Source organism: Microcoleus sp. Pol14D4 (genome assembly GCF_036701245.1).
GTDB lineage: Bacteria > Cyanobacteriota > Cyanobacteriia > Cyanobacteriales > Microcoleaceae > Microcoleus.
In genome coordinates, this window is record NZ_JAUBQM010000026.1 from 35,544 (window position 1) to 53,509 (window position 17,966).

The 17,966-nt window shown below is 44.5% G+C and carries 26 protein-coding genes; 3 read left to right on the top strand and 23 right to left on the bottom strand.

All coding sequences use genetic code 11. The annotated features are described in order from the left end of the window. Window positions 1-106: 106 nt before the first annotated feature. Entirely contained in the window at window positions 107-1,405 is a 1,299-nt protein-coding gene (locus QUA33_RS12095; RefSeq protein WP_333148798.1) for a hypothetical protein, read from the bottom strand. Window positions 1,406-1,857: 452 nt separating this feature from the next. Next, a complete protein-coding gene (locus QUA33_RS12100; RefSeq protein ID WP_333148799.1) occupies window positions 1,858-2,301 on the bottom strand; it encodes a hypothetical protein in 444 nt (147 codons plus the stop codon). A 149-nt stretch (window positions 2,302-2,450) separates the two neighbouring features. Between QUA33_RS12100 and QUA33_RS12105 the strand changes: the two genes are divergently transcribed. Continuing rightward, window positions 2,451-2,663, top strand: coding sequence for a helix-turn-helix transcriptional regulator (locus QUA33_RS12105; RefSeq protein WP_332958465.1), 213 nt, complete (start codon window positions 2,451-2,453; stop codon window positions 2,661-2,663). Between the two features lie 35 nt (window positions 2,664-2,698). Here QUA33_RS12105 and QUA33_RS12110 read toward each other — a convergent pair whose 3' ends face one another. From QUA33_RS12110 to QUA33_RS12165, 12 genes are all read right to left on the bottom strand, one after another. Then, the gene (locus tag QUA33_RS12110) at window positions 2,699-3,067 is read right to left on the bottom strand and encodes a hypothetical protein (RefSeq protein ID WP_333148800.1); all 369 of its coding nucleotides are present in this window, start codon (window positions 3,065-3,067) and stop codon (window positions 2,699-2,701) included. Window positions 3,068-3,083: 16 nt separating this feature from the next. After that, complete coding sequence (locus tag QUA33_RS12115) at window positions 3,084-3,287, bottom strand: hypothetical protein (protein ID WP_190657376.1); 204 nt, start codon at window positions 3,285-3,287, stop codon at window positions 3,084-3,086. Between the two features lie 74 nt (window positions 3,288-3,361). Continuing rightward, window positions 3,362-3,547 carry a hypothetical protein gene (locus QUA33_RS12120; protein ID WP_333148801.1) on the bottom strand — a complete coding sequence of 62 codons (186 nt, stop codon included), beginning with the start codon at window positions 3,545-3,547 and terminating at the stop codon, window positions 3,362-3,364. A 334-nt stretch (window positions 3,548-3,881) separates the two neighbouring features. After that, window positions 3,882-4,835 carry a F0F1 ATP synthase subunit gamma gene (locus tag QUA33_RS12125; RefSeq protein ID WP_333148802.1) on the bottom strand — a complete coding sequence of 318 codons (954 nt, stop codon included), beginning with the start codon at window positions 4,833-4,835 and terminating at the stop codon, window positions 3,882-3,884. A 128-nt stretch (window positions 4,836-4,963) separates the two neighbouring features. Next, a complete protein-coding gene (gene atpA, locus QUA33_RS12130; protein ID WP_333037344.1) occupies window positions 4,964-6,481 on the bottom strand; it encodes a F0F1 ATP synthase subunit alpha in 1,518 nt (505 codons plus the stop codon). A gap of 231 nt (window positions 6,482-6,712) precedes the next feature. Further along, window positions 6,713-7,258 (bottom strand): ATP synthase F1 subunit delta, encoded by a 546-nt coding sequence (gene atpH / locus QUA33_RS12135; RefSeq protein ID WP_333148803.1) that lies wholly within the window; start codon window positions 7,256-7,258, stop codon window positions 6,713-6,715. 3 nt (window positions 7,259-7,261) lie between these two features. Beyond that, window positions 7,262-7,789: a F0F1 ATP synthase subunit B gene (locus tag QUA33_RS12140; RefSeq protein WP_190740265.1), complete on the bottom strand. Its 528-nt coding sequence runs from the start codon at window positions 7,787-7,789 to the stop codon at window positions 7,262-7,264. A gap of 87 nt (window positions 7,790-7,876) precedes the next feature. Further along, entirely contained in the window at window positions 7,877-8,362 is a 486-nt protein-coding gene (locus QUA33_RS12145) for a F0F1 ATP synthase subunit B' (protein WP_006631106.1), read from the bottom strand. 97 nt (window positions 8,363-8,459) lie between these two features. Further along, on the bottom strand, window positions 8,460-8,705 hold the full coding sequence (gene atpE, locus QUA33_RS12150) for an ATP synthase F0 subunit C (protein ID WP_006631105.1): 246 nt from the start codon (window positions 8,703-8,705) through the stop codon (window positions 8,460-8,462). A 128-nt stretch (window positions 8,706-8,833) separates the two neighbouring features. Further along, a complete protein-coding gene (gene atpB, locus QUA33_RS12155) occupies window positions 8,834-9,592 on the bottom strand; it encodes a F0F1 ATP synthase subunit A (RefSeq protein ID WP_333071398.1) in 759 nt (252 codons plus the stop codon). Between the two features lie 55 nt (window positions 9,593-9,647). Next, window positions 9,648-10,109, bottom strand: a complete 462-nt coding sequence (locus QUA33_RS12160) for an ATP synthase subunit I (RefSeq protein WP_333148804.1) — start codon at window positions 10,107-10,109, stop codon at window positions 9,648-9,650. 329 nt (window positions 10,110-10,438) lie between these two features. Beyond that, entirely contained in the window at window positions 10,439-10,888 is a 450-nt protein-coding gene (locus tag QUA33_RS12165) for a nitrate reductase associated protein (RefSeq protein WP_333148805.1), read from the bottom strand. 186 nt (window positions 10,889-11,074) lie between these two features. Between QUA33_RS12165 and moaA the strand changes: the two genes are divergently transcribed. Beyond that, entirely contained in the window at window positions 11,075-12,064 is a 990-nt protein-coding gene (moaA, locus tag QUA33_RS12170; RefSeq protein WP_333148806.1) for a GTP 3',8-cyclase MoaA, read from the top strand. Between the two features lie 37 nt (window positions 12,065-12,101). Here moaA and QUA33_RS12175 read toward each other — a convergent pair whose 3' ends face one another. The 7 genes from QUA33_RS12175 to QUA33_RS12205 all read right to left on the bottom strand — a co-directional run bounded on the left by QUA33_RS12175 (window position 12,102) and on the right by QUA33_RS12205 (window position 15,583). Continuing rightward, window positions 12,102-12,320, bottom strand: coding sequence for a type II toxin-antitoxin system HicA family toxin (locus QUA33_RS12175; RefSeq protein ID WP_333148807.1), 219 nt, complete (start codon window positions 12,318-12,320; stop codon window positions 12,102-12,104). Then, window positions 12,317-12,520 (bottom strand): type II toxin-antitoxin system HicB family antitoxin, encoded by a 204-nt coding sequence (locus tag QUA33_RS12180; protein ID WP_333148808.1) that lies wholly within the window; start codon window positions 12,518-12,520, stop codon window positions 12,317-12,319. Before QUA33_RS12180 ends, QUA33_RS12175 begins: the two co-directional genes overlap by 4 nt. Window positions 12,521-12,671: 151 nt before the next feature. Beyond that, on the bottom strand, window positions 12,672-13,037 hold the full coding sequence (locus QUA33_RS12185) for a DOPA 4,5-dioxygenase family protein (protein WP_333148809.1): 366 nt from the start codon (window positions 13,035-13,037) through the stop codon (window positions 12,672-12,674). A gap of 123 nt (window positions 13,038-13,160) precedes the next feature. Next, on the bottom strand, window positions 13,161-13,493 hold the full coding sequence (locus tag QUA33_RS12190; protein ID WP_333148810.1) for a DUF5615 family PIN-like protein: 333 nt from the start codon (window positions 13,491-13,493) through the stop codon (window positions 13,161-13,163). Then, a complete protein-coding gene (locus QUA33_RS12195; RefSeq protein ID WP_106332354.1) occupies window positions 13,490-13,714 on the bottom strand; it encodes a DUF433 domain-containing protein in 225 nt (74 codons plus the stop codon). The genes QUA33_RS12190 and QUA33_RS12195 overlap by 4 nt, the downstream gene beginning before the upstream one ends. A gap of 632 nt (window positions 13,715-14,346) precedes the next feature. Further along, window positions 14,347-15,084 carry a hypothetical protein gene (locus tag QUA33_RS12200; RefSeq protein WP_333148811.1) on the bottom strand — a complete coding sequence of 246 codons (738 nt, stop codon included), beginning with the start codon at window positions 15,082-15,084 and terminating at the stop codon, window positions 14,347-14,349. Between the two features lie 253 nt (window positions 15,085-15,337). Next, window positions 15,338-15,583: a hypothetical protein gene (locus tag QUA33_RS12205; RefSeq protein WP_333148812.1), complete on the bottom strand. Its 246-nt coding sequence runs from the start codon at window positions 15,581-15,583 to the stop codon at window positions 15,338-15,340. A gap of 89 nt (window positions 15,584-15,672) precedes the next feature. Here QUA33_RS12205 and QUA33_RS12210 point away from each other — a divergent pair, with 89 nt between their 5' ends. Beyond that, window positions 15,673-15,816, top strand: coding sequence for a hypothetical protein (locus QUA33_RS12210; RefSeq protein WP_333148813.1), 144 nt, complete (start codon window positions 15,673-15,675; stop codon window positions 15,814-15,816). A 207-nt stretch (window positions 15,817-16,023) separates the two neighbouring features. Here the strand turns inward: QUA33_RS12210 and QUA33_RS12215 are convergent, their stop codons facing one another. Together QUA33_RS12215 and QUA33_RS12220 are read right to left on the bottom strand one after the other, a co-directional pair. After that, window positions 16,024-17,298, bottom strand: coding sequence for a class I SAM-dependent methyltransferase (locus tag QUA33_RS12215; protein ID WP_333148814.1), 1,275 nt, complete (start codon window positions 17,296-17,298; stop codon window positions 16,024-16,026). A gap of 60 nt (window positions 17,299-17,358) precedes the next feature. After that, complete coding sequence (locus QUA33_RS12220) at window positions 17,359-17,514, bottom strand: hypothetical protein (protein WP_333148815.1); 156 nt, start codon at window positions 17,512-17,514, stop codon at window positions 17,359-17,361. Window positions 17,515-17,966: the final 452 nt, after the last annotated feature.

Here is a 17,966-nt window from a genome sequence, read left to right on the forward strand (position 1 = left end):
AGAAGCCTGCTATTACTATTATGGCCGATAAAGACGATAATTTTATCCCATCACCATTGTAAAATTCAGTTGGCATTGAGAACACAATGATCGCGCATTAAATGGATTAAAGGAGTTTTTTTAGCCTTTCCTTTAAACTAGGAGCATCAATTTTTTCTATTTCTTTTAATAGTCCGTCAATTTTTGATTGCATCTTCTCCTCACCTTTTTCTAGCCCTTTTTTATAATTCGGATCCGCGAGCATGTTCTGATATTCCTGAACTTTTTCTTCAAACATATTTAGAGTTGCATACTCTAATTCAGGGTATTGATTCGTTGTTTTTATATATTCCTCATACTCTTCTTCAGCTCTTTTTATCTTTTTATACTCTTCTTCGTTATCAAGGATTTCACGAATATCATCATAAGAAAACGCCTTCACCTTAAACTTGAATATTATAAAACATCCTTGTGTCTGTTGTTTGTTATCCTCGTAATCCCTGATTTCAACAATCTCGAGTATTTTGTTTTCCGTTAGTAATAGGCATAAAGAACCTTCGGGAAAATCGTCTTTCGCTTGCTCTATAGTTGAGGGTGACGAGTGAAAACAATCTATATTCTCACTATCATTAGCGAGATTAGTTGCCTGGGCACGAAGAACACTATCAGTCATGACACCTAGTTTAATGAATTTACCCTTTCCTGGTGTGCTGGTTATCGGTGCTTGATCTTGAACATACTTAGATTCTGCTTTAACGAGAGGTTGGGGATCTTCATTTTGATTTTCAGAAGACTCTCCATTATATTTATTAATTTTTTCGTCAAATTCCTTAATTATTTTTACCCATGAATTATATTGATTGTTCTTGTACTCGTTAATTATTTTTCCCCATAAATCATATTCATTAGAATCAATATATATCTTAGACAAACGAGCAATTAATGTTTTTGTTAAGTTGAATTTGTGGATACTAATACATAATTCTCCCTCACATTTAAGACCTGGCCGAGTTAGATTAGATGACCCTATGATCGAAACACCTATCTGAATGTCAGCTTTTATCTTCACATTCCGACTCCGACCTAAAAAACAATAGGCTTTGATATGAAAGTTATTCTTAGGGCATATAAAATGAACAGATTTATTCTTAAGTTTTTTTGATTTTTCTAATTTGATAAAATCTAATATTTCTTTAATATTTTTAATCTCATTAAAGAAGTTTTTGCTGCCGATGGCAATCACAACTTTCGCATCTTCTGTTAAAGAATCGTCTGAAAGAATTTGTTTTACTTTGGTCACCCCAGCATCATCAAAAAAAGCAGAAAAAATATAAATTTCACTCCAATAAAATTGTTTAGAAGCTAATAAAATATTGATTTTATTTTCTAAGTTTTCAGGGTAGTCGCACAAAAACTGATAATTCATCCTAAATACCTCCAATTAATTGATATAAAACTTTTTAGGTAAGATGTAAACCACCATTTGATTATCTTCCCTAAAACGGCCCGATCGCACCTAATAAAGTTGACTAAAAACATAATCAGCCAACTCAATCAAAGCCTGCTTCGACTCCGACGGCGGGAACCCCACCAAACGCATAACCGCAGACTGAGCGGACTTAGCCTGTAATTCCCGCGATCGCCTGGGATGTTTGAAAGGTTACTCATAGGCTTAACAAGGGATAGAGAGGGAAACGCATGGAGAAATTATAACTGTTGCAGTCGAGCTTGAACCAATTTTTGAGTATTTGTGGCAGAGATCGGATTTATGAGAGTTACGCACAGCAAAGAAACCGGGTTTTTCACTTAGTTAAAGGCTGGGGTGCCGTATTTTTGCAAAAAAACCCGGTTTCTAATCACCCGTGTTTTAGTCATAATTTAAAAATGTTCCAGCAGAGATTTTTCTTGTGCATAAACGTTTCGCAGCGACTCCAGCCCGATCGCCCCCAACATCAATTTAATCACCCCCACCAAATTTCCCCACTCGAACAATTCAGAAACAGAAACAGCTTTATGAAATCTATCCGCATAGAAATCCACCCAAAAATCCGGCGCGTGTCTCTGTTTCTGACTCGCCCAACGGCGCTTCCAATAACCAAAATCTAAACCAGAGGGCGATTCCACTCCCAAAACAGGCGGAAAGTCGGCATAACTGACAAACCGACTCATGCCTTTGGCGTGCACGTACAGGATATGCGCCCAGCACTCGAAGCGATATATTTGTTCTACCTTGATTTTCAGCAGCCGCGCGATCGCCTCTTTCGTCACAAACCGGCTCAATCTGTGTCTGGGGGTTGATTTTCGCGAAAATTTTGTTAACATGATGTTAAGCAAATCCTTTGTAAAGAGTACAAACTTTTGTAAAGGGATTGAATTTGGATAGGCGATCGTCTTTAAGTTTTCCAGACGTTGGGGCGATCGCTTTTTACATTATAACTCTATGACTTATATTAGTCACTTGTCAAGAGGTTATGGGATTAATTAAGTTGCGGGTGCGAGAATTCGCTGCCGAGAAGGGCTGGACGCTGAAAGAAGTTTCAGAGCGATCGGGAGTAGTCTACAGCACGCTCAGAACCTATGCCCGATCGCCAGGATTAGCAACAGTTGATGTGACAGCCTTGCACAAGTTGGCAAGGACTTTTGATTTGTCGATCGAAGATTTGTATGAAATTGTGCAGGAATAGTCGATCGCTTTTACGAACTAATTATCCAGTCAATATTATTCGACAGTTGCTAGCATCTGATTGACAGACTCGCTTTGTTGTAGCACTTCCCAATCAGATGTAACAGGTTGGTAAGAACAGTAACACACCACAATTCGCTCCTCAGTATCAGAAGCAAAAAACTGCTGAACGCGAGTAACTACCCAATCTCCATCTTTTCCGTGGGTAACTCCATTACCGGGGTCAGATAGATTTTCATAATCGCGGGTTTTGTCCCCTACTTGAGGAATTTCTGGGTTTTCTTCCCAAGTCCAATTTTCCCAAAGTATATTAGTGAGACCGCCCCTCGGCATAAGCTGACGTTTTTCCCAGCCGGGAGCACTCATGCTTTCTGTTTTGTAGACAATCCAGATTTTTTTTGCCATTTTTCCTCCCTTTCCTTTAATCTTGGTAATCTTGCCACATATCCTGAAACGAGGTTTGTTCCCCGTCAAACACGCAAGCCACATCAGGGGGGGTGTTACGAGTCACTCGGATTTCTTTTAACCGCCAGTGGTATTTTTCGCCCATCTTTTCACAGAGTTCGGGATCTGTAACATGGTGTACGTTTTCTGGCTTTGGATTCGGTACGCGATCGCTCCTCACTTCAAACTTCCCTTACAGTTTAAAAACTAAATGTTTTGCCCTGTATGCGATCGCTCCACCGCTGCACGCAGCAGCTATGTGTTGTTTTGGTTTTGACTTGCTTCTATTTTTGGTTGCTCAGCCTTCACGACATATTGCTCCATAAATTCAAGCAAAACATCCCTCATATTTTTACCGTCCCTAGCAACAGCCGACTTAAATCGGTTCCGCAATTCCGGGGGCATTTCTACTCTAATAGCCACAGTCTTGTTTTCATCCATACAGGCTCAAGGCTTTACAACATATACATTTTGACATTTTTATGTAGTTTGCCTAAAAACCAGCTTTTTGCATACAGGTGCATTATTTTAACTATATGCCTTAGTGCATACTAATGCAAGAGTGCAATAAATGCCGTTTTCCGCGAAAAACGCTACAGAGCGTTAATTTAAGTCATTTAGGTATGATTTACGCTCATAAACCCGGTTTCTGCAAAAAATCTTGAGTTTGGCTTTGTTAGTACATTGTGGTCAATTGTAACAACTTTATAAATAAAAAAAGCGCCTGAGTTCCCCCAGACGCATACCATAAAATCAACAAATTGTCAACCCTAACCTAACCGTTCAAAGCCTCAGCACCGCCGCAAACTTCCAGGATTTCCTGAGTAATTGCCGCTTGCCGCGCCTTGTTATAAGTCAGCGTCAAACTACCGATCAAATCGCTAGCATTCTCACTAGCATTGTTCATCGCCGTCATCCGCGCCGCCAACTCGCTAGCAGCAGACTCTTGCAAAGCCCGCAGCAATTGGTTGTTCAAATACAAGGGCAAAAGAGCCTCCAGAATTTGCGCCGGATCTTGCTCGAAAATCATGTCGCGGGGCAAACTCTTCATAGTAGGTGCAGCAACCTTTTCGCGCGATACTTGAAACTGTCCGCCTTGCGATGTCAAGCGGAAGATTTCATCATCGGGAGTTTCCAAACCTTGGGGGTCGAGGGGCAGCAAAGTTTGAATTACTGGACGCGAACTAATTAGCGACACAAACTTGGTGTAAATTAGCTCAACTCTGTCCACAGTTCCTGACAGGAACAAGGAAAGCAATTCGTCAGCAATTTGTGCCGCTTCCGGTGCTGTGGGAATTTGTTCCAAGTTAGCGTAAGTAGCATCGATCGGCTGTTCGCGGCGCTGGAAATACTGAGTAGCTTTGCGTCCTACCAACACGTATTTGTAGTCTAAGCCTTCAGCTTTGATTTCCTTAGCGCGATTTTCCGCATATCTGATGATGTTGCTGTTGTAACCGCCGCACAAACCCCGATCGCCCGAAACTACCAACAGTCCCACCGATCGCACTTCGCGTTTTTTCAGCAGCGGCAAATCCAGGTTTTCAAACTGCAAGCGTTCCGCCAAACCGTACAATACCTCTGCCAGCCGATCGGCAAAAGGTCGAGTAGCAGTCACCTGTTCTTGAGCGCGGCGCACCTTTGCAGCGGCCACCAAGCGCATTGCTTCTGTAATCTTTTTAGTGTTCTTGACCGACTTAATGCGATCGCGAATAGTTTTCAGATTTGCCATAACTTTCTCCTTACATCCTTGCCCGCATCTTCTTAATTAAAACCGCAGATTAACGCAGAGTAACGCAGATTAACTTCAGATTATCTGCGTTAATCCGCGTTCATCTGCGGTTCAAAATTCCTACTTGTCTACGCAGAAACTAGAAAACTTTGCTTGTATTCAGTGATGCCTTCTTTCAGCAGCTTTTCAGCTTCATCAGTCAAGGCTTTTCCGCCTTGAACAATTTCGCCGTACTTCGGCTTGCTAGTCCGCAAATAGTCGCGCAAACCAACAGTAAACTTGCTGACTTTTTCCACAGGAATGTCATCCATATAGCCGTTAATACCGGCATATATTACAGCCACTTGTTCGTTCATCGGCAGAGGCGAACTTTGGGGCTGTTTCAACAGTTCCCGCAAGCGCTGACCGCGCGACAATTGATTCTGAGTAGCTTTATCCAAGTCAGAAGCAAACTGAGAAAATGCTGCCAGTTCTTCAAACTGCGCCAATTCCAGTTTCACCTTACCGGCTACTTTTTTCATCGCCTTAGTTTGAGCCGCCGAACCTACCCGCGATACCGAAATACCGGGGTTTACTGCCGGACGCAAACCAGCGTTAAACAAGTCAGAAGAAAGGAAGATTTGACCGTCGGTAATCGAAATTACGTTCGTCGGAATGTAAGCAGAAACGTCACCAGCTTGGGTTTCGATAATTGGCAAAGCAGTCATGCTGCCTTCGCCTAAATCGTCGCTCAATTTAGCAGCGCGTTCTAGCAAGCGAGAGTGCAGGTAAAACACGTCTCCGGGATAAGCTTCGCGACCGGGAGGACGGCGCAGCAACAGAGACATTTGGCGGTAAGCTTGTGCTTGTTTGGAAAGGTCATCGTAAATGACCAAAGTGTGCTTGCCTTTGTACATGAAATACTCGGCTAAGCTAGCACCTGTGTAGGGGGCCAAGTATTGCAGGGTTGCGGGGTCGCTAGCGTTGGCTGCTACTACGATCGTGTAGTCCATCGCGCCCTTTTCTTGCAGGACGTTGACGATGTTAGCTACTGTAGAAGCTTTTTGACCGATCGCCACGTAAACGCAGATCACGTTTTCCGATTTTTGGTTGATGATTGTGTCGATCGCGATCGCAGTTTTACCGGTTTGTCTGTCACCGATAATCAGTTCCCGCTGTCCTCTTCCCACCGGAATCATCGCATCAATAGCGGTAATTCCTGTTTGCATCGGTTCGTAAACAGAACGGCGAGAAACAATCCCCGGTGCCGGAGATTCAATCAAGCGAGATTCAGTAGTTTTAATTTCTCCTTTGCCGTCAATCGGACGGGCCAAAGCATCAACTACCCGTCCCAACATTGCTTCACCAACGGGGACTTCAGCAATTCTGCCAGTAGCAGTAACTGCCGAACCTTCTTGAATGCCGAGGCCTTGGCCCATCAACACTGCACCCACGTTATCTTGTTCGAGGTTCAGTGCAATGCCCACGGTGCCGTCGGCAAATTCTAGCAATTCCCCAGACATGGCTTTATCCAAGCCATAAATCCGAGCAATGCCGTCGCCTACTTGCAGAACAGTACCGACATTAGAGACTTTTACGTCTTGGTCGTACTGCTCAATTTGCTGGCGAATAATGCTGCTAATTTCGTCAGGTCTGATTGCTGCCATGTTAGTTATTATGTGTCAGTTGTCAGTTGTCATTTGTCAGTTGTCAGTCGATGTTTTCGGCCAGAAAGAAGCGGGATTTGGTAGTAAGAATTTGGGACTAACAGCTCGAAAACAGAAATTAATTTATTCCTAATTCCTGTTTGATTCTTCCCTTGTTCTTTCTTCCTTCTTCCTTCTTCTATCCGTTACATCCCGTACATTGCTCGTTGCCGAACCTCCTGCTTCCTTAAATCAGGAATTCAAGCGAAGTCCCAGACGGCGCAATTGTCCCCGCAGGCTGGCATCAATTACTTGAGAGCCTACTTTGATTACCACACCGCCGATTAAATCTGCGTCTATTTTGGTTTCAATTTCTACTTGACTAGCGCTGGTCATCGCCTGCACTTTCTCGCGAACTGTCTGCTGTTGAGCGTCTGAAAGCGGGACTGCCGATGTAACTTCAGCCAATACTGTTTGGTTGAGTTCTCGGAGCCTTGCCAAGTATTGTTTGCCAATTCCTTCTAAAAAAACAATTCTTCCTTTGTCTACTAATAGCTTCAGAAAGCTGTGCATCAAGGGGCTCATTTCTTCACCCGCTATTTGCTGAATCACGGCTTTTTTAGCATCCGGTTTTATCAGCGGATTGCCTAAAAATTGACGCAAGTCTTCCGAACCTTCTAGCAGGCTCAGCAAGGAACGAATATCTTCGCCAAACTTCTCTGATAGATTGTTGGACTGAGCCAGTGACATCAAGGCAGATGCGTAAGGCTGTAAGACTTCTGTGCTGACTGTACTCACGTTTTAGCCTCCCAGTAACGCAATGCTGCGATCGATTAATTGGTGTTGAGCGCTGTCGTCCAAGCTAGTTTTTAGCTGGCTTTCCACCTTTGCTAATGCCAGAGATACAACCGCCGATCGCAGTTGGGCGATCGCTCTTTCCCGCTCCGCTTCCAACTCTTGACCTGCTGTTGCTCTCATCCGTTCAACGTCTTGCGCCGCCTGAGCTAGAATTGCTTCTTTTGCTTTCTTGGCAGTTTCTTCAGCAGCGGCACGAATTCGTTCCGCTTCTGCTTGCGCTTGAGTCAATTTTTGCTGTTGCTCTGCTAGAGCTGCTGCTGCATCTTTTTGGCGTTTTTCTGCTTCTTGAATTGCCTCTTGGATGGCCGAACGCCTCTCTGTCAGGATTTTACCTACAAATCCGCGCCCGAAATAAAACAGCACTGCAATAATAATGACCAGGTTAATCAGGTTGGTTTCTAAAATATCGAAATTTAAACCGAAACCACCTTCGCCGCTAGCTTCTGTGGCTAGCAATAAAACAGTCCCCATGATACTCTTCCATAATTGCGCGTGCAGATTTGGTGAAGCGATTTTAGATTTGAGATGCCCTCAAAAATCTAAAACTCTTCGGTCTCGCTATTTGGCCAGCGACTGCCCTAATAGCTTTTCGAGAATTTGGCCGCTGAGCGCGTCTACTTGTTGTTCTAGTGAGCGCATTGCTTCTTGCTTTTGCTGCTCTATTTCTTGCCCAGCCTTTTCTCGCGCGACTTGAGCTTCTTGTTGAGCCTCAGCTACTTTTGCTGCCCCAATTTTTTGGGCATCAGCTTGAGCAGCAGCAATTACTGATTGAGACTGTTTGCGAGTTTCTCCCAGTTTTTGCTCGTACTGCTGCGCTAGTTGCTGAGCTTTTGCCAAGCGTTCTTGGGCGGAGACTTGAGTGTTGCGAATGTAATCGGCGCGATCGTCAATTGACTTGCTGAGCGGCTTGTAAAAAATTACATTCAAGACTGCGACTAGAATTAAAAACTGCACCGCCATCAGAGGCAGCGTAGCATCTATATCAAACAGTCCCCCTTCTTTAGCCGCTTCTTCAACTGCTAGTAATACTGTCCAGTGCATCATGATTTTTTGACGGCTTCCATCTAATTCGCTTAATCGATTTTAGATTTGAGATTTTGGATTAGAATCGCCAAAACCTCAAATCTAAAATTTCCAATTATTATGCGAAGGGGTTGGCAAACAGCAGCACTAGGGCTACGACCAAACCGTAAATTGTGAGCGCTTCCATGAACGCCAAACTCAACAGCAAGGTGCCGCGAATTTTACCTTCTGCTTCCGGCTGACGGGCAATCCCTTCTACAGCCTGACCTGCTGCATTACCTTGACCGATGCCTGGGCCGATTGCAGCTAAACCTACTGCCAAAGCGGCGGCAATTACGGAAGCGGCAGCAACTGTTGGGTTCATGATGATTTTCCTTATCTAAAGTACAAAATTGAGAACAGAAAGTCTACAGAATTGTCCGACTTAACGGGAGAAAGTTTGAGTTCAGAAATTTTCTTTTTCCTCCTTCATTCTTCGCCGTTTATCGTTAGTTAATCGTGGTGTTCTTCGCCGTGACCGCCTTCTAGAGCTTCACCAATGTAGGCTGCGGCTAAGGTTGCAAAAATCAAAGCTTGAATTGCACTCGTAAATAGTCCCAGAACCATCACTGGCAGAGGAACAAATAAAGGCACTAGCAACACTAGCACTCCGACCACCAATTCGTCCGCAAGAATGTTGCCAAACAAACGGAAACTTAGGGACAGAGGCTTAGTGAAATCTTCTATGATTTTGAACGGCAACATGAAAGGCACCGGTTCAACATAGTGGGCGAAATACCCCAAGCCGCTTTTGCTGAGACCTGCATAAAAATATGCTAGAGAAGTCAGCAGTGCAAATGCTACCGTCGTGTTGATGTCAGCGGTAGGAGCTCCCAATTCACCTGATGGCAGCTTAATTAGCTTCCAAGGAATTAGAGCGCCCGACCAGTTTGACACAAAGATGAACAGAAATAATGTACCAATAAACGGTACCCAAGGGCGATATTCTTTTTCCCCAATTTGGTTTTTAGCCAAGTCCCGAATAAATTCCAGCGCATACTCCATAAAATTTTGCATTCCGCTGGGAATTCGCTGGATTTTGCGGGTTCCTAAAATCGAAACTACGACTAAAACAGCAATTACAAACCACGAGGTTAGAAAAACCTGCCCGTGCACTTTCAGATTGCCGAGTTGCCAGTACAACTGCTGGCCAACTTCCAATTCGGCGAGGGGGAAACGATTAAAGGTGTTTAGAACGTCAAGCATTGCCATTCAACGGGCTTCCCCATACAAATCGATGAGTTGAGTTGTGCTCTTCTTGCCTGACTTACCTGTAGTCTAGTGCTAATGCACTTCGGATCACGTAAACCAACAGCGCAGCTTTGTAAGTCAGAAATCCCAAAAATATCGGTAAAATCTGTAGCTGATTCCACTGTGTTCCTACTATCATCACCGCTAAAAACACACCGAGCCGTGTCTTGCTGATGCGTTGATTTTGGCTGCCGATTCGTTCAACGTCTCTAGCCAACATCTTTAAGTAAACCACACCTGTGCTCGCCCCAAGCAAATAATTCAGGGCAATGTTGAGGGAGTAAAAAATCCAAACGGAGATAAAAATAATCGCCGTAAAAGCAAGGGTGTACGCCAACAACTCTTGTTGGAGGCGATAAAAGTCTTGCATGGGATTGCCAGTCTCGGACGAAGCTGTCGAAACTGTCGAGACTGTGCCAGCTTGAGGAATATCCTCGTTTGCTGCTGCGGGTTCGGTGGGTGTGTTTTGCGTGTTCACGAAGCTCAGAAACTAATGCAGGTAGCAGGCGAGTGCTTTGCAAACTCAGAAAAATCATACCACGCTGCGGTAACAATACTTAAAATAAAATTAATCATCTTTTCGGAATTTGGTTCTGGCCACTTCTGAAACCTCAACCCGTTAAATGTCCGATCGACCTTACCCTAAATCTTCCACCGCCCGATAACACTTTTTTACATATTGTTCTCTTGCCTCTCACTAAGTAAGTCTCACTTAGTGAGAGGGTACAGAGGACGATCGCGCGAATCGATGAGTTAACTCTCCCTTGTCTGCCTCTGCGCCCTACAAGAGTTAATTCAAATTCGATCTCATTCAATAACCTTAAACTCTTGAAGCGCCGGGATGAAATTTTTATTCTCGTGGCTCGATCGACTAAGCTTAATCAAAGCAAATCGCTGTAGCGGCTGCAAACTCGCCCAGTGTGGCAAAGAAATTGTCACGCCGAGCTCTTGCGCTTTTGCAGAAACCGACTCTGGTACTGTTGCAGCATCCATCCACGGGGGATTTTCATCAACCGCCAAATCAGTTCCCGGTTTGCCTGTCTGTTGAATTAATATTTGATTTAGCTTTTCTCGGTAATCAATAATTTCTGCTTTTGTCAAGCAAGGTAACTCTACAAGACTTTGCCGTTCTGCTTGGTTGAAATGATTCCAATCCTGCAACTTCAATTTAATGCCACAAGTATCTAACTTGAGACGTACCTGCATGGGGATACAGCGCAAAGCTTCGACAAAATCAGCTTCAAATTCAAAAAACATATATTTAGCAAGTTTATTTGAGTTGTGAATGATATTTTTTTTATTAACCGCAGAGGGCGCAGAGGGCGCAGAGTAAGAGAGGAGGGGGAAGGTGAAAAGAATTTGATGCAGGTTTATTGCTCTCTATCAATAATTGCAGAAAATCGAGTCAGCATTTATAATTAAATAATATTACAAACTATTGACATGGATACCGTAGACTACCTTCGGATTAGCTTGATAGACCGCTGCAACTTCCGCTGTCTCTACTGTATGCCGGAAGGTAGCGAGTTGGACTATGTATTGCAGCAGCAGTTGTTAACTCACTCGGAATTGCTAACTCTGCTGCGGGAAGTTTTTATACCTGTGGGATTTACCAAGTTTCGCTTGACTGGTGGGGAACCGCTGCTGCGGCCTGGGGTGGTGGAATTGGTAAGGTCGATCGCATCTTTGCCGGAAACGCGAGATTTGTCAATGACAACTAATGGCTTTTTGCTGGCGGGAATGGCGGAAAATCTCTACAATGCTGGTTTGCGCCGGATTAATATTAGTTTGGATTCCTTGGAACCGGAGACTTTTGATAAAATAATTGGTAGTCGGGGACGATCGCGGTGGATGCAGGTTTGGGAGGGAATTCAAGCGGCTTATCAAGCAGGATTCGACCCGCTGAAGCTGAATGTTGTGGTAATTCCCGGTGTGAATGACGGCGAAATATTGGATTTAGCGGCGTTAACAATTAACCGGAATTGGCACGTTCGATTTATTGAGTTTATGCCGATCGGCAATGGGGATTTATTTGGCGATAAAGGTTGGGTAGCATCAGCCGAATTGCGGCAACAAATTAACGATAAATACGGGTTAGCCGAGTCGGGAGTGCGCGGAAATGGGCCGGCGGATGTGTTTCAAATTCCGGGGGCGAAGGGCACTTTAGGATTTATCAGCCAAATGTCCGAGTGTTTTTGCGATCGCTGCAACCGGATGCGTTTGTCTGCTGACGGGTGGCTGCGGCCTTGTCTGCTGAACGAAACGGGGCAAATAGACTTAAAAACTGCTTTACGGAATGGGGTGTCTACAGGCGAATTGCGCGATCGAGTGCGGCACATATTAGAGATGAAACCGGAGATTAATTTCAAACAGCGAGATTCGGGAACTACTCAAGGAAATTACAGCCGCACTATGTCTCAAATTGGCGGGTGAACTGCCCGAAATCGATCGCTCTCAAAATACATTATACTTAAGACAAACTTTGTAAATCTTCCTCAGATAGCTGGGCTATTTTCATCAAGGCTTTTAAGGTTCCAATTTTCAAATCTTGATTCCGGTGAACGGGAATTGACAAAATTTGTTCTATTTCGGCGTTTTCATAGATATGATGGCTGCCAGTAACTCTTTTCAAAACCCAACCTTTATGCTCTACTATTTTGCACAGTCGCTTCCCTGAAATAGATTTCATACAGCAATTTCAACAATTTTATCTGTGGAGGCAATTGCTTCACGACTATTAGCAACATCGAGCCAACCTTCAATCGCATCTTTTAAATTAGCTATCACTTCTTCCATAGTATCTCCTTCGGTAATGCACCCAGGAAGTGCGGGAACTTCAGCCCAATAGCCACCTTCTTCTGCGGGATGGATGATTGCTCTAATTTTCATACATTTATTCAGTCATGTGTTAAGGATATTATAACTATTATTAGTAAATACAGGAAATTACAGCCGCACCATGTCTCAAATCGGCGGCTAATTATCTATTATCAGCGATAAGTCAGTCTGAAGTAACGCCCTCGCCTTGGGCGCGGATAGATCATAAGCTGGCGTTGCCTGTCCTAGGTCGCAGGAATTCGACATTCAACTCTAGTTTCTCTCCTAGCCACAAAGAATGTTTCGTGTGGTCTGCCACATCGTCGCCTGTTTCAGGGTGAATGAGAATATTGAGCCCCTCACGATTCAGCATTAACCAGGGAACGACTTTGCCAAACTGGTCTGGTAAAAATGCAACTTGATACATTGCTTGGGGGTGGGGGCCAATGGGTTTGTCATGCCAACGCCCAAGCTGCACCTCAAACTGAGTCAATCCTTCTCGTACACGCGCTGCGGCATCGCGATTATCAGCGTCGAAGTAAATATGTCCATGAAAACCAACGATGTTAATGCTGTCTTCTTTCATCATTTTCAGTGGATTATTGAGCAGAGATCGACAACTTTATATTAGCTTAACTTGCTGGATATTTTCTTCACTCCTGTAAAATCCTTAAGTTGATATCTCCTCAGTCTTTGCTTTTTTGGTTTCATGCTAGGACAATACCAGTATACTCTCGGCTTCTCTATCTCCAAACTGACTAATGATGTCGATTTTATCTTGCTGAATTTGAACAATTTTAGATGTTGAGCAATTGCCAACACGGAGATAAATAAATTTGGGAGGATGACCGTAAAGTAAACTCCGTTGATGAAAGTCCGAATCTTTGGAAACAATCACAAAATCATTTGCCTTTGCATATTCCCAAATTTCTGCATCATCAGTATTTGTCAGTCCTAGGGTCTTGACATGAGCAGAATCGGGATACAAACCGATAATTCTCTGAAGAATTCTGTCTGAGAGGTTTTCGTCCAACAGTAGTTTCACAGGGATGCCACAAATAACTTTTTCTCACGATCGGCGGCAAAAGCAAGGCAGGCTTTGATGTCTGCCGAAGTTAATTCTGAAAAATCTTCCAGAATTTCTGCTTCCGTCATGCCACCGGCGAGATATTCTAAGATGTCGTAGACGGTGATTCGCATTCCGCGAATACATGGTTTGCCACTGCGTTTTCCCGGTTCAATTGTGATGATGTCGTGGTAGTCCATAAAGCAATACTTTGTACTAATAAGCGTAATTATAACTGCAAATAATCCTGGTTTGTTGAGGTCAGGATTTCAGGTTTGAGCAAGTAGTGAGAAAAAAAAGAACCCTGACGTTGAAAGTAGCCAAGGCGGATCAGTTTTCTCATGGTCTGCGGCAAAAGCAAGACAGGCTTTGATGTCTGCCGAATTTAGTAGGGTTTTCCACCAATAAGACTCCAAAATTGACGGCAGTCCGATCGCCCCGTGTCAAGTCGATCGCCCCGACACCACAAGCAAGGCTACAAAATGCACCATCTGGCGGGGTCTAGCGGGTTTTGGGATGATTCCACCTGTGGCAGTGGCAAGGCTGGCAGAGTTGCATCACAGGCAAAGTTTGCGGGTCTAGCGTGGGTCTAACGTCTGGCAAGGTTGCCACTGTCGGAGCGATCGGATTGGAGCGGTGGCGGTCTAGCTTTTTTGCGTCACACTCGCACGTTGCAACCTATTGCTTTTTTAAAAACTGGATGAGGTGAGAGCGCGGTGAGAGCGGTATAGACACAGAAAACCCGCCAGAGTTGGAGTCTAGTGGGTTAATGGTTGGTATTTGGGTAATCATCTTGCCCGCAGTTGGTTTCAGTGGGCTTCTTAGGTGTCTGCTACGAAAACAAATTATCTCTATATGGGTTTCTCGCGTCTGTTAATGCCATAACAATAGGGTCACGAATAAAGATGGCAAGCATAATACCAATATCGTAGATTATATGATAGATCATTTCAGGGTAAAGAAATAATACAGGTTTGAGATGTTCAAAACGGTAGTTAGTTCCTTTATAAATTACTTCCTTTATTGGTTCTTTAACGTAGCGATAACATCCGTTATTGTGTATCGTGTTTCTTATCAATCCAAGGAAAATGTGTAATTCCTTAAATTTGGACACATCAATAGAAAGTCCGAATTTGGTAATTAGTGCGTCAAATATTTTGTATATCCCCTCAGTAGATTCATTCAGTCCAACGGGGTCTAATGAATGATGAATTTGCCTCAAACATCCTTCGTATATTGAATAAGCTTGATGAAAAGCTGAGAATGCTATGTGGTCAGCATATCTAGAAGCGTTTTCCATTTTTTGCGTAGGTGTAAGATTCGTGAACCCATCATGCTCATCCCACCATTTGTAATGAAGAAGGCACTCAGCCACATAAATGTATTGCAACTGGAGAATTCCCATTGTAGTTGCAATATCTTTAACAGCAGTTCTTCTTATATCCGTCAAAGATCGGTTATCATTATCAAGTTCTGATGAGATTTGATTGGCGATTCCATCCAATTGAAATAACAATTCAGTTATGGATTTAATCAAAGCCTCAACATTTTCGACATTATATGAACGCATTTTGTTTTCCTTCTTTAAAGTTTCCCCGCCTAGCTTTTTTTATAGATGTTTCAGCCTCTAAATTAGGATATGCTCTTATCCTGATTTGTAAAGTAACGTGCCTGATATTTGTTGGTCTTCTTAACTGGTTCCCAGGCTCTAGCCTGGGAACCGAGATCCAGAGGCTCTGCCTCGCTAACGGATAAAAACAAAAACACGAGGCAGATGCTCATGGAATGTGTTCCCAAGCTCTAGCCTGGGAACAAGCAAACACCTACGCTTTGCGCTTCCGACGGCGAATCAGCACACTCATCACTTGGTTCGGATTAGCTGCACGTTGCAGGGGACTCCAATCGCCCACTTGGGCAAATCCCAGGCGGTACAAGGTGAGTATGGTTTCCCTGACACCCTTGGGCGAACCTGTCACCGTTACACAAACCACATCCTGTTCCGATTCTGCTGTTGAGTCGTCATTTGGTCGTGCAAATTTGTTGTCGTCAGGCAAGAATTCCTGTGACATAATTATGTTCTCCTGGTTTTGGGTTTTCTAGAAAAACCCAAAAACCCAGCCGCCCCGCTTTTCAACACATAGCAGGGCGGCTACAGAGGATGTTAAGATACTCCGTTAGCCTCCAGACTGCTAGTCCCAGTTTGGCGGTGAGCTGTCCATTGCTGTTACCAGCAGCTTTGGGCAGTGCAACTAGATTTTTGGGCGACGCGGGCTACTTCCTCTACAAGCAAAGCAACCTCTAACTTCAAAGCGTAGCCGCAGACGGGGGCCTGTGTCAATCCATTTGGGATTTTGGATTTTACGGGAAGTTTCCCACAATCAGGAGACGGCAGTGCCGTTTCCCTACAGTTAATCTGGCGATGGTTACATCTGTTGCCAGGGGGATCGATCGATTATTTTGGGGTAGGGAAACGGCATTGCCGTGTCCTCAATTCCCCTGTTGTCGATTGTTATATCCGATCGCACGGTGTTAGCAAAATTAGCTGTTTTGACAAGATCGATCGCACTTCATCCAATCCCATCTCCACATCCGCCAAAATCTCCCCAACACTCTTCCCACCTTTACCTTGCCCAAGCGAGGTTCCCTCTTTCTCCCCCCCTTGATAAGGGGGGGCTGGGGGGGGTGCACAACCTTGCAAAAACTCAAATTCCGCACTAGACAAATTGACCAATTGGTAATTGCAATCAAACACTTGTTGACTCGGCCAACCGTGCATACAACCACTCAACTCTGGAATGGCCGCCAAAAGTACCTTATCGTCCGACCAATCAATTTTATTAACAGGCTTTTTGCCCAAGAAAAACTCGTAATGAGTGATTTCCGTATCCAACAATTCAATTAATCGATAAAGCTCCCGTTCCGTCAAACCCTGAGCTCTTTCTATCAATTCCGGCGCTTTACCCAAAAGTCTTTCTAACTGCCAATATCCCGGATTTGAGAAACCGATAAATTCCAATCCCGAAGCATCAATTAACTCGAACAAAGTCTCGATATTGTAGTCAATTTCCTGCGGGTGAACGTACATATCAGCAAAACATTCATCTCGCTGATTTTCTCCTGCCCAACGCTGTTTTTCGTACTTGACAAGACGGTTGTTTTCTGGTAAAGAAGCAAAGATTTGACGACCGACTTTCACACCATCGGGATAGTCACCTTTTTGCGGGCCTTGGAGAAGTCCGATCGCCCTTTGCATCAGTTGAATTTCCCAGCGTCCGAGCTCAGCATACACAAAAATGTGCATCAAACCGCCCTCCGCCAACTTCGCCGCCAGCGCTTGAATGCCCCGGATCGGATCGGGTAAGTGGTGCAGCACGCCCACGCAGTTAATCAAATCAAACTCGCCCTCTAACTCGGCCGCATCGTACAAGCTGAGGTGGCGGAAATCAGATTCTCGCGCTCCCGTTAGCGAAGCCCTCGAAGAGGATCGCCGACAGCGTTCTTGTGCTACCTTCAAAGCACCTTCACTCAGGTCGATCGCCGTCACCGAAGCTTCAGGATTGAGGTGAATCAGATAATCGGTGCTCGAACCAGTGCCGCAGCCAGCATCTAAAATCCGAATATCGAGTTTTGGCGGCTTTTGGCCGGTGCAAAAATTGTAAGCATCAGGCCAACTCCAGCGCCAGTTGTACCCTGGGGGCGGTTCATCTGACAAAGGATCGGGCGGGAAAGGGAAAGTATCGTAAAGCCGCCGCACGGCAGCGCTGATATCAGGCGTAGTATCCATAGGTGAGGTAATAGTGCGTGGGTTTTGAGATTGGTTGTCAGTAGCTACGGGGTAACAGCGCTAGGCCATGCACTTCTGTGGCTGCGTTACTGGCAACAAAAGTGTCGCTGCGCGATAGTTGGGCCAGCCTGAAACAGAGGGATCGGGCGATCGACTAATCCCTGATAGCCAAGCCCTGACAGCTTCTGCGTAATAAAACTTATCATTTTTTCTCATATAAGCTCTCTTAAATCTATACAATAAATCTCGACAGGCTTTTTAACAAACAAGGACTGTCAATAACCCACCGCTGAACTGTCGGGTAAAGCGGAGGCGTCTTTCAGCAGAAAGTCAAAAGCCCCGAAACAGGCAGAAGAAAATTTTTGATTTTCTTTTCCTTTAATTCAAGGCACTGGCTGCGATCGCCCAAAGGCAACTCTCCTGCCGAGTCTTTTTTTTCCACGGGTATACCGGCGGAGTGCAGCGGAGGGAGTACCCCGTGCCTGCCTTCGGATCGGACATTTCCCCGCAGGCAGAAAGATGAAACCAAAACATTTTAATCTAAGAAAGTAAGCGCGCCCGAACCTCGTGACAGGTAAAGGCAAAAAGTAAACAAAGCAAAAATACCTACTTTGACCTGCATCAGAAGGCAAGGTTAGTCTGGTTAAATGCTGCAACTATTTGGATAG

What these genes read in the sequence shown, in the direction of transcription:
- QUA33_RS12185 (WP_333148809.1), bottom strand. Translation starts at nt 13,037, where the DNA reads ATGATGAAAGAAGACAGCATTAACATCGTTGGTTTTCATGGACATATT.
- QUA33_RS12110 (WP_333148800.1), bottom strand. Translation starts at nt 3,067, where the DNA reads ATGGCAAAAAAAATCTGGATTGTCTACAAAACAGAAAGCATGAGTGCT.
- QUA33_RS12140 (WP_190740265.1), bottom strand. Translation starts at nt 7,789, where the DNA reads ATGGGGACTGTTTTATTGCTAGCCACAGAAGCTAGCGGCGAAGGTGGT.
- QUA33_RS12125 (WP_333148802.1), bottom strand. Translation starts at nt 4,835, where the DNA reads ATGGCAAATCTGAAAACTATTCGCGATCGCATTAAGTCGGTCAAGAAC.
- QUA33_RS12210 (WP_333148813.1), top strand. Translation starts at nt 15,673, where the DNA reads ATGTTAAGATACTCCGTTAGCCTCCAGACTGCTAGTCCCAGTTTGGCG.
- atpA (WP_333037344.1), bottom strand. Translation starts at nt 6,481, where the DNA reads ATGGCAGCAATCAGACCTGACGAAATTAGCAGCATTATTCGCCAGCAA.
- QUA33_RS12195 (WP_106332354.1), bottom strand. Translation starts at nt 13,714, where the DNA reads ATGGACTACCACGACATCATCACAATTGAACCGGGAAAACGCAGTGGC.
- QUA33_RS12165 (WP_333148805.1), bottom strand. Translation starts at nt 10,888, where the DNA reads ATGTTTTTTGAATTTGAAGCTGATTTTGTCGAAGCTTTGCGCTGTATC.
- moaA (WP_333148806.1), top strand. Translation starts at nt 11,075, where the DNA reads ATGGATACCGTAGACTACCTTCGGATTAGCTTGATAGACCGCTGCAAC.
- atpB (WP_333071398.1), bottom strand. Translation starts at nt 9,592, where the DNA reads ATGGCAATGCTTGACGTTCTAAACACCTTTAATCGTTTCCCCCTCGCC.
- QUA33_RS12220 (WP_333148815.1), bottom strand. Translation starts at nt 17,514, where the DNA reads ATGAGAAAAAATGATAAGTTTTATTACGCAGAAGCTGTCAGGGCTTGG.
- QUA33_RS12120 (WP_333148801.1), bottom strand. Translation starts at nt 3,547, where the DNA reads ATGGATGAAAACAAGACTGTGGCTATTAGAGTAGAAATGCCCCCGGAA.
- QUA33_RS12145 (WP_006631106.1), bottom strand. Translation starts at nt 8,362, where the DNA reads ATGATGCACTGGACAGTATTACTAGCAGTTGAAGAAGCGGCTAAAGAA.
- QUA33_RS12215 (WP_333148814.1), bottom strand. Translation starts at nt 17,298, where the DNA reads ATGGATACTACGCCTGATATCAGCGCTGCCGTGCGGCGGCTTTACGAT.
- atpE (WP_006631105.1), bottom strand. Translation starts at nt 8,705, where the DNA reads ATGAACCCAACAGTTGCTGCCGCTTCCGTAATTGCCGCCGCTTTGGCA.
- QUA33_RS12205 (WP_333148812.1), bottom strand. Translation starts at nt 15,583, where the DNA reads ATGTCACAGGAATTCTTGCCTGACGACAACAAATTTGCACGACCAAAT.
- QUA33_RS12105 (WP_332958465.1), top strand. Translation starts at nt 2,451, where the DNA reads ATGGGATTAATTAAGTTGCGGGTGCGAGAATTCGCTGCCGAGAAGGGC.
- QUA33_RS12095 (WP_333148798.1), bottom strand. Translation starts at nt 1,405, where the DNA reads ATGAATTATCAGTTTTTGTGCGACTACCCTGAAAACTTAGAAAATAAA.
- QUA33_RS12200 (WP_333148811.1), bottom strand. Translation starts at nt 15,084, where the DNA reads ATGCGTTCATATAATGTCGAAAATGTTGAGGCTTTGATTAAATCCATA.
- QUA33_RS12175 (WP_333148807.1), bottom strand. Translation starts at nt 12,320, where the DNA reads ATGAAATCTATTTCAGGGAAGCGACTGTGCAAAATAGTAGAGCATAAA.
- QUA33_RS12100 (WP_333148799.1), bottom strand. Translation starts at nt 2,301, where the DNA reads ATGTTAACAAAATTTTCGCGAAAATCAACCCCCAGACACAGATTGAGC.
- QUA33_RS12180 (WP_333148808.1), bottom strand. Translation starts at nt 12,520, where the DNA reads ATGAAAATTAGAGCAATCATCCATCCCGCAGAAGAAGGTGGCTATTGG.